The organism is Saccharospirillum sp., assembly GCF_040881935.1.
Classification (GTDB): Bacteria; Pseudomonadota; Gammaproteobacteria; order Pseudomonadales; family Natronospirillaceae; genus Saccharospirillum.
The window spans coordinates 1-7,682 of the sequence record NZ_JBBECH010000008.1 but is presented as its reverse complement, the minus strand read 5'-3'; the positions used below and the strand labels follow the sequence as shown (position 1 = coordinate 7,682).

The following is a 7,682-nucleotide window of genomic DNA, read 5'->3' as shown; positions in this document are numbered from 1 at the left end:
GCCATTGCCGTCGCAAGTGCTGCGCTGGCAAAGAGTGACAGACTTTTTTTCATTGTTATCTCTCTCCTTTTATTATGTAAGCCTCTGTTGTTCATCAGAGGCCTTTGGCCCAGCGCTCAGTGAGGAAGAGCGTCGGGGAACCATCGCTTCAGCAAGAATGAGACCACGCCGAAGCACAGGCTTACAGTTGGTATTGCAGCCAAAGTACAAGGTCCCGCAACCCGTACGGATCAGGCTTTGGCGTATACCCGACACGCCAAACCGGAACCGTCCTCAGACTCCGATATAACCGTACTTGTGGTCAACTGTGGTGCTTGAGCATAAAGCAGGGTTTAAAATAGGGCAACCAGTCAGGAAATGCTAAGTTTTTCCGGTGTCCGTCACGTCAGATTGCCGCTCCAGTGTCTCAAAGCTGTAAAAGTTGAGGGTCTGTGGAGTGTTTAAACGGGCAGTTTTCGACTAAGGTTAAAAGGCATGGAAGTGGTCCACACTTTGCTTTACTCAGGCAGAGGCCCGCCAAGGCAAAGGCGTAGCGTTGAATTTTTGGCCACAATGGGCCAGCGAATCCCCGAAGTCAGGCTCATGTCGCACAACAACAACCTTAGGTGCGATTATGTTTTGCATTGGCCACTGGGCTTATTCAAAATGCCAGTAACAAAAATGCATAAAAAGTAATCAGTTCTGCCAGCCTCAGGTGTCCAGTGCGTTTTATGTACTGGCACCCGGCAGGTACCGCAGGCGGGAACGGATCAGGAGACCACAATGGGTCAGCAAGTAGCCCCGCTGATAGCCACCGACATTCACAAGTGTTTTGGTGAGCTGGAAGTCCTCAAGGGCATTTCTCTGGAAGCGCACAAAGGCGATGTTATTTCCGTCATTGGTGCCTCCGGGTCGGGTAAAAGTACCTTTCTACGCTGCATCAACATGCTTGAGATCCCCACTTCAGGTGACATTCAGGTGCATGGTGAGAAAGTTGCGTTCAAGACCAACCGGAAAGGCGAGCGTGAGCCGGCCAACATCCGTCAGGTAGAAAAAATGCGTGCCCAGCTGTCGATGGTGTTTCAGGGGTTCAATCTCTGGGCTCACATGACGGTGATGGAAAACATCATCGAGGCCCCGGTTCATGTACTCGGCATCAGCAAAAAAGAAGCCACTGAGCGCGCCGAAGAGCATTTGAACCGGGTTGGGCTGTACGATCGTCGTAATTACTTTCCGGCTCATATGTCGGGCGGCCAGCAACAACGGGCGGCCATTGCCAGAGCGTTGGCGATGAATCCCGAAGTTATGTTGTTTGACGAGCCAACCTCAGCACTCGACCCGGAACTGGTCGGCGAAGTGCTCAAGGTGATGCGGGCGCTGGCGGAGGAGGGGCGCACCATGGTGGTCGTCACCCATGAAATGGCGTTCGCCCGGGATGTGTCGAACAAGGTGATGTACCTGCACCAGGGCAAGATCGAAGAGTACGGTGACCCGAAAGAGGTGTTCAATAACCCCAAGTCGGAACGTTTCAAACAGTTTATTGCACCGAGCTACTGACTGTTTATTGCATTTAGATATTGTTTGGGGCCGCATAAAGCGGTGCCTGGAATCCCGTAACCGACCCTGGGTTGGGCGGTTAAACAGTATGATCAGCGTCAGCTGGTATGGGCATAGGAAGTGTCCCGGTATCCGATCGCGCCGGATACCAACGCAACCTGATCGGTTGCGCCCAACATCAGGGATGAAGGGATGATGAAAGAAGAGGCGGAATAAGCCGCTTTATACTAGGAATCAGGAACCACCTGATCGAATGACAACATTGGAGTCAACCATAATGAAAAAAACGTTAATCGCTGTTGCGGGTATGCTCGCAATGACCTCTGCCGTATCGGCTGAAAGTTGGGATAACATTCGTGTGGGCGTCGACGCTCCCTACCCACCGTTCGAATACCGTGCTCCCGATGGTGAACTGACCGGTTTTGAAATTGAGCTGGGCAACGAAGTCTGCCAGATCGTTTCAGGAAACGACTGCGAATGGGTTGTTCAGGCCTGGGACGGTATCATCCCGGGTCTGCTGGCACGTAAATACGACATGATCTTCTCCTCAATGTCGATCAACGAAGAGCGCCAAAAGCGCGTTCTGTTTTCTGAGCCTTACTACACCACTCCCTCTGCGTACTTCGCACCGGTTGGCAACTCTTTTGACCCGGACAACAGCGACGGCAAGCGCGTTGGTGCTCAGCGCGCGACCACTCAGGACACTTATGTGACTGAATTTCTGACCGGCGCTGAAGTTGTGCGTTACACCACCGCTGATGACATGATTGTCGACCTGCAGGGCGGCCGTCTGGACGCCATGTTCATCGACGCACCTGTTGGCATCGAGATGCTGGAAGGCAACGACGAGGTCATCCAGGTGGGCGATTTTATCAAGGAACCAGCGCGTATCTTTGGTGAAGGCGTGGGCGCGGCTTTCCGCAAGCGTGATACCGCTTTGGAAGAGCAGGTCAGTGCGGCACTTGAGCAACTGAAGAACGACGGAACCTACGATACCATTATGCAGAAGTACTTTGATATCGACATCAAACTGTAACGAACAGCTTTAACGAAGAAGCATTCGTATCGTGTTTGAAAGAAGGGCCGGATTCGTCCGGCCCTTCCGGTTCTGTGTTGCTCGGCCTGCATCACACTGCTTAAAGTAACAGCGCAAGATTGTCCGATGCAGTTGCGTAGGCAGACCAAGCAACTCAGTAAAACAACAACCAACGAAGAGTAACGCCTGTGTTTGATTTCGAAGGCTATGGACCTTCCATTTTTGGCGGCGCCATCATTACGTTGGAACTGGCCGTTTTTTCGCTGGTTCTGGCTGTCTTTCTCGGTTTGATGGGTGCCTGGGGCAAAATGTCCCGCAACCGGCTGGCCAAATTTGTAGCCACATTTTACACGACGCTGATTCGTGGTGTTCCGGATCTGGTTTGGATGATGCTGCTGTTCTTTGGTGGTCAGATCGCTTTTAACACCATCATAGACTATTTCAATTACGATCTCGGCTTCAGCCTGCCATACCCCCAGTTCAATCAATTTGTCGCGGGCGTCGTGACCATTGGCTTTATATTTGGAGCCTACATGTCCGAAACGTTTCGCGGCGCTTTTATGGCGGTCGAAAACGGGCAAATTGAAGCCGGTAAGGCCTATGGCATGAGTGGCTGGAAGGTATTTTCACGCATTATGTTTCCGCAGATGATGCGTCACGCCATTCCGGGCGTTGCCAACAACTGGCAGGTGTTACTGAAAACCACTGCCCTGGTCAGTATAATTGGCCTTGCAGATATGGTTAGATTGGCCAGTGAAGCGGCAAAATCTACGGGCTCACCTTTCAAGTTTTTTATCCCGGTTGCCATCGTATACCTCTCCATCGCCGCCATTTCCGATATTATCTTTAAGATGCTGAACAACAAGTACAGCGCTGGCGTTGTTAAGGGAGGCAGCTAATCATGGATGCACTGTTCGCTTTGCTCGAAAGCAACGACATTTTTACACCGAACACCCTGATGCAGTATTGGGGCGGCCTAGTGACCACCGTGCAACTGGTGTTCTTATCGCTGGTGATCGGCGGTGTTATCGCCATTCCACTGGCCATTATGCGGGCCTCTGAAAACCCCTGGCTGAGCCGCCCTGTGTGGATCTACACCTACGTATTTCGCGGCACACCCCTGCTGGTTCAGCTCTACATGATTTACTACGGGGTAACCCTGATCGAGGGTATTCAGGATACCTTCTGGTGGGAGATTTTCCGCGGTGCCTTCTACCCGGCGTTGATCGCTTTTGTGCTGAACACCGCCGCGTATACTACCGAAATTTTCCGGGGTGCCATTGAAGCGACACCACGCGGTGAAATAGAAGCGGCAAAGGCATACGGCATGAGTTGGGCCCGACGGATGCGTCGAATCGTACTGCCCAGTGCCTTTCGCCGTGCCATACCGGCCTACAGCAATGAGGTGATCTTTATGCTGCATGCCAGTGCCATCGCATCGGTGGTGACCATCATCGATTTGCTGGGTGCCGCCCGTAATATTTATGCACAGTTCTACGCGCCCTTTCCGGCCTTCATCTTTGTTGCCTGTATTTACCTGTTGTTAACCTTCGGGATTCTGGGTGTATTCAAACACCTGGAAAAACGTATGCTCGGGCATTTACGTCCGCGCTGAGTGGTTACTCAGGTGTCCGTCAATCATTTTAAGTCAGGCCGCCGTGTGCGGCCTTTTTTAGCAATAAACCGGAGACAGCCATCCCATGTTTGGGTCTCATGCCGACTTTCTGCAACATACCCGGGCAACCGCCGATGAACCCGTTACGCCTGTGTTTTCAATTCTATCGGCGGGTACTGAATTAACCCTGCTCGATTGCGGGGTGTTGCGCGTTGAACCGAACACTGCCTGTGATACCTCCATCGTGATTTCTTGCGCCATTCATGGCAATGAAACCGCACCGATTGAACTGGTGCGCGACATCGTTCGGGATTTACTGGAAGAAGAACAGAAAGCCGGGCAAAGGGTGCTGTTCATTATGGGCAACCCCTGGTCGATGAACATCGGCCAGCGCTTTGTGGACGTCAACATGAACCGTCTGTTTGCCGGTGACTGGCAGCAATACGACACGGCGCTGAAGGAAGTAAAACGTGCGGCCAAGCTCGAAGCCTACGTCGCCAATTTCTTCGCTGAAGAACCAGTAACGGTCACACAGCGTTTCCATTACGACCTGCACACCGCCATTCGGGGCAGCAAGCGCGAACGCTTCGGTATCTACCCTTACGTTGAAGGGCGCGAGCTACCGGCTAACCAGAGAGCCTTCCTGGCCCGGTCTGACATCGATACCGTTCTGCTGCAACAGAAAGAAGCCAACACTTTCTCGTCGTTTTCATCGCTGCGCTATGGTGCCGAGAGTTTTACACTGGAACTGGGGTCGGTTAAACCCTTTGGCGAAAACGACCTCAGCCGGTACAGCGGCATCGATTACGCTCTGCGGGAATTGGTGGCAGGTGAACCCTTGCCAGCCGAGCCCAAACGCCCCGTTACTGAATTTGAGGTGTGTCATTCCATTGAAGTGACCAGCGACGATTGGGAGTTCTTTATTCCGGACGATGCCTTGAATTTCACCGAATACGCACCCGGTACCCTGATCTGGCGCGACGGCGATCAGGAATACCGAGTGGGCAGCGAGCCGGAATACATCGTATTTCCCAACCCAAAAGTCCCTGTAGGCCAGCGCGCAGGGTTGATGTTGAAAGCCAGGCGCTGACGGGCAAGACGTTTCAAAACGTGGCATTGGCCCGCGACGGCTACCGGTGATGCCTCTGTGGGGTCGGCGTGAATCCATCCATGGAGCCTAGACCGCAGCATCCCTGCTGCGGACTCCCCCACAGAGGCACCACCGGCAACCGACGCTCACATCATGCACGCTCCGTAACTTGAGTTAAAACCCGCTCATCCAGTAAGGCACCAGTGGCGGAACCAGAAAGGCTGTTATAACGCCGGTCAGACTCATCGAGAGTCCCGCAAAAGCACCGCAGGTGGCGGACTTTTCAAACGCCTGGGCCGTACCGAAGCCGTGTGCATTCAGCCCCAGAACGTAGCCATAGAGCGCGTGGTCATCCAGCCGACACAGACGCAGCAGCGTGGGCAGCATCAAAGTGCCGATGGCGCCGGTCAGCAATACAAGCCCAGCCGCCAGCGAGCCACTGCCGCCCAGGTTCTCCACCATGCCGATGGCGATCGGCGTGGTAATCGACTTTCCGCTCATGCTCAGCGACAGCACGTCATCGCCCGTGATCAGGTCCGACAGGATCACCGCGCTGCTGGCGGCTACCAGAGCGCCGGTGAGACAGGCGACCAGCAACGGCATGGCCATTTTGCGGATCAGCGCCATGTTCTCGTGCAACGGCACCGCCAGGGCCACGGTGGCCGGGCCGAGCAGGAAGTGGATCATCTGCGTATCGCGCTGATATTGCGGGTAATCCCAGCCAAAGAGGGTGATCAGCCCCATAATGGAGAAAATACTGACGATCACCGGGTGTACCAGGGCCGAGCGCCCGGCCCGGCGGTACAGCTGCTCCGCCAACAGGTAAATGCCTAGTGTCATGCTGATGGCCAGCAACAGATCAATCGATACGCTCATGAGTTTTTTACCCGGAATAGCCGGAAGATGGCGACCATGGCCAGGGCCGAGAGGGCGGTGCTGGCGGCGATGATCAGCAGCATCCAGTGGCCGTTGGCCATTAGCCGGTCCCAATGTTCGATCAGTCCCACGCCTGCCGGAACAAACAGCAGCGTCAAATAGCGGATCAGCGTCTGGCTGGCTTCGGCCACTGGTTTGGGCACCTTGCGGATGATGGTCAGGGTGATCCACAGCAGTACCAGCCCGACCACATTGCCCGGAATCGGCCAGCCGATCCACTGCGACAACGCCTCACCGGCCAGCCAATAGACCAGCAACACCAGAAAACCCAGAACCATAGTCTCAACCTTTAGTAAGTCGACCCGGGCTCAGTGTGCCTGAAACCCGCCGTCGGATCAGCGCAAATGCTGCAACTGATTGATTCATAGTATGAATTCCTCCCATCAACCGCTTGCGCCAGCCGGGGGGGTGGGCGGTATAATGCCCGTCATGAGCAAATCCAAGAAAAGCACCGTCCATACGGGCGGTACCATCGCCCAGAATAAACGAGCCCGCCACGAATATCATATCGAAGAAAAGTATGAGGCCGGGCTGGTTCTGTTGGGCTGGGAAGTCAAAAGCCTTAGAGCGGGCAAAGCGCAGCTGGTTGACAGTTACGTCATCTTCAAGGACAACGAGGCCTGGCTGATCGGTGCCCACTTAACACCGCTCGAAGCCGCTTCGACGCACGTCATTGCCGACCCGACGCGCACCCGCAAGCTGCTGATGAACCGTAAGGAGATCGACAAGATCTCCCGTCAGTCCGAGCAAGATGGCTACACCGCGGTCTGTTTGTCCCTGTTTTGGAAGAAAAACAAGGTCAAAGCCGACATTGCGCTGGTAAAAGGCAAGAAACTGCACGACAAACGCGCCACCATCAAAGAACGCGAATGGGGCCGACAGAAACAACGGGTACTGAAGGCGTATAATCACTGACGCCTTCGTGTTAAACTGCAAGGCCGTTGAGAGGGGCTTGAACTGTGATGGTTCGGCACCATTTAACGGATAGTAGAGAAAGTTGTAGTAAGCGTTTTAGAAGACCAGGAAGAACCACCAGAGTTTGGTCATCACGGATGAAAGACACACCAGTTTCGGGGGCGACATGGCTTCGACGCGGGTTACAAAGCTCAAGGTGCATGCCGAGATGGTAGCCAATCTCGTAAAACCAAAGCTGCAAACTCATAGTTGCAAACGATGACAACTACGAAGGTTACGCGCTAGCCGCATAATCCTTCAAACTGGACCCTTTAACCGGTCCGGCGGTCACTGTCCTGTGCCTGAACGGGGCTGCTGACTGTCAATAATTCAGGATCGCAGCATAAGGTTGTCTGGGCCGGAGCTGCTAAAACCTAATTCCAGGCTCCCCGAGTCGCACCTGTCCTTCGGTAACGGCAAGGGTAAATTAAAGAAGTGACTAAGCATGTAGGACCGAGAGTAGAGGACTTGCGGACGCGGGTTCGATTCCCGCCGCCTCCACCAATCAAAAAAAA

General features: G+C 54.0%; 8 protein-coding genes and 1 other RNA gene. 7 read left to right on the top strand and 2 right to left on the bottom strand.

Annotation, left to right across the window (positions count from 1 at the left end; translation table 11 throughout):
- Nucleotides 1-762 precede the first annotated feature (762 nt).
- From WEB54_RS00730 to astE, 5 genes are all read left to right on the top strand, one after another.
- A complete protein-coding gene (locus WEB54_RS00730; protein ID WP_368052733.1) occupies nt 763-1,536 on the top strand; it encodes an ABC transporter ATP-binding protein in 774 nt (257 codons plus the stop codon).
- 277 nt (nt 1,537-1,813) lie between these two features.
- The gene (locus tag WEB54_RS00725) at nt 1,814-2,572 is read left to right on the top strand and encodes a transporter substrate-binding domain-containing protein (protein ID WP_368052732.1); all 759 of its coding nucleotides are present in this window, start codon (nt 1,814-1,816) and stop codon (nt 2,570-2,572) included.
- A 188-nt stretch (nt 2,573-2,760) separates the two neighbouring features.
- Nucleotides 2,761-3,471 (top strand): ABC transporter permease, encoded by a 711-nt coding sequence (locus WEB54_RS00720; RefSeq protein ID WP_368052731.1) that lies wholly within the window; start codon nt 2,761-2,763, stop codon nt 3,469-3,471.
- 2 nt (nt 3,472-3,473) lie between these two features.
- A complete protein-coding gene (locus WEB54_RS00715; protein ID WP_368052730.1) occupies nt 3,474-4,187 on the top strand; it encodes an ABC transporter permease in 714 nt (237 codons plus the stop codon).
- Between the two features lie 85 nt (nt 4,188-4,272).
- Entirely contained in the window at nt 4,273-5,277 is a 1,005-nt protein-coding gene (gene astE / locus WEB54_RS00710; protein WP_368052729.1) for a succinylglutamate desuccinylase, read from the top strand.
- A gap of 174 nt (nt 5,278-5,451) precedes the next feature.
- On the opposite strand, the gene WEB54_RS00705 is transcribed toward astE, so the two are convergent.
- Both WEB54_RS00705 and WEB54_RS00700 read right to left on the bottom strand, forming a co-directional pair.
- A complete protein-coding gene (locus WEB54_RS00705) occupies nt 5,452-6,153 on the bottom strand; it encodes an LrgB family protein (protein ID WP_368052728.1) in 702 nt (233 codons plus the stop codon).
- Nucleotides 6,150-6,491 carry a CidA/LrgA family protein gene (locus tag WEB54_RS00700; RefSeq protein WP_368052727.1) on the bottom strand — a complete coding sequence of 114 codons (342 nt, stop codon included), beginning with the start codon at nt 6,489-6,491 and terminating at the stop codon, nt 6,150-6,152. Before WEB54_RS00700 ends, WEB54_RS00705 begins: the two co-directional genes overlap by 4 nt.
- Nucleotides 6,492-6,642: 151 nt before the next feature.
- Here WEB54_RS00700 and smpB point away from each other — a divergent pair, with 151 nt between their 5' ends.
- Nucleotides 6,643-7,128 carry an SsrA-binding protein SmpB gene (smpB, locus tag WEB54_RS00695; RefSeq protein ID WP_368052726.1) on the top strand — a complete coding sequence of 162 codons (486 nt, stop codon included), beginning with the start codon at nt 6,643-6,645 and terminating at the stop codon, nt 7,126-7,128.
- A 157-nt stretch (nt 7,129-7,285) separates the two neighbouring features.
- Nucleotides 7,286-7,671, top strand: a transfer-messenger RNA (tmRNA) gene (gene ssrA, locus WEB54_RS00690).
- Nucleotides 7,672-7,682 lie beyond the last annotated feature (11 nt).

What these genes read in the sequence shown, in the direction of transcription:
- WEB54_RS00725 (WP_368052732.1), top strand. Translation starts at nt 1,814, where the DNA reads ATGAAAAAAACGTTAATCGCTGTTGCGGGTATGCTCGCAATGACCTCT.
- WEB54_RS00730 (WP_368052733.1), top strand. Translation starts at nt 763, where the DNA reads ATGGGTCAGCAAGTAGCCCCGCTGATAGCCACCGACATTCACAAGTGT.
- WEB54_RS00700 (WP_368052727.1), bottom strand. Translation starts at nt 6,491, where the DNA reads ATGGTTCTGGGTTTTCTGGTGTTGCTGGTCTATTGGCTGGCCGGTGAG.
- smpB (WP_368052726.1), top strand. Translation starts at nt 6,643, where the DNA reads ATGAGCAAATCCAAGAAAAGCACCGTCCATACGGGCGGTACCATCGCC.
- WEB54_RS00705 (WP_368052728.1), bottom strand. Translation starts at nt 6,153, where the DNA reads ATGAGCGTATCGATTGATCTGTTGCTGGCCATCAGCATGACACTAGGC.
- WEB54_RS00715 (WP_368052730.1), top strand. Translation starts at nt 3,474, where the DNA reads ATGGATGCACTGTTCGCTTTGCTCGAAAGCAACGACATTTTTACACCG.
- astE (WP_368052729.1), top strand. Translation starts at nt 4,273, where the DNA reads ATGTTTGGGTCTCATGCCGACTTTCTGCAACATACCCGGGCAACCGCC.